Below are 684 nucleotides of genomic sequence, written 5' to 3'. Positions count from 1 at the left end.
CTGCTATCACCCCATCTTCTTGTTCAACCAGTTTGGCATGCTGGAGCGCTGCGCCCTGCGTAACGGCAATGTCCACAGCGCCGATGGCTGGCGGGATGTCCTTGATCCCGTCATTGCCCGATATGCTGGCCGCGACCTTGGTGGACGCTTCTTCCGGGCCGACGCTGCCTACGCGATCCCCGCGATCTATATGCGGCTGGAAGAAGCCAGGTTCTTCTACGCCATCCGTCTGCCCGCCAACGCCGTCTTGCGCGAGAAGATCGCGCATCGGCTGACACGGCCCGTGGGACGGCCTTCGCTGACCAAGGTCAAACGGTTCTTCGAGGACTTCGAGTATCAGGCGGCGTCCTGGGACAAGCCGCGCCGCGTCATCGCCAAGATCGAATGGCATCCGGGCGAGCTGTTCCCCAAAGTCGGCTTCATCGTCACCAACCTGCCGATGGAGCCAGACTGGGTGGTGAGGTTCTACAACCAGCGCGGCACCGCAGAGCAGCACATCAAGGAAGGCAAATATGCCTTTCGCTGGACGCGGCTGTCATGCCGGAAGTTCCGGCACAACGAGGTGCGGCTGCAACTGCACGCGCTGGCCTACAACCTGGCAACCTTCCTGCGCTGCATCGAACTGCCCGAGGCCATGGCGGACTGGTCGTTGACCAGCCTGCAACTCAAGCTGATCAAGATCGG

1 pseudogene is annotated in these 684 nt (G+C 61.8%); it reads left to right on the top strand.

Annotated features, from left to right (window positions below):
- Positions 1 to 684 (top strand): annotated as a pseudogene (locus ACDP63_RS25090) (IS1380-like element ISPme1 family transposase); the annotation flags it as partial.

The organism is Paracoccus sp. P2, assembly GCF_046335115.1.
GTDB classification, from domain to species: Bacteria; Pseudomonadota; Alphaproteobacteria; order Rhodobacterales; family Rhodobacteraceae; genus Paracoccus; species Paracoccus pantotrophus.
This window is presented reverse-complemented; position numbering and strand designations above follow the sequence as displayed.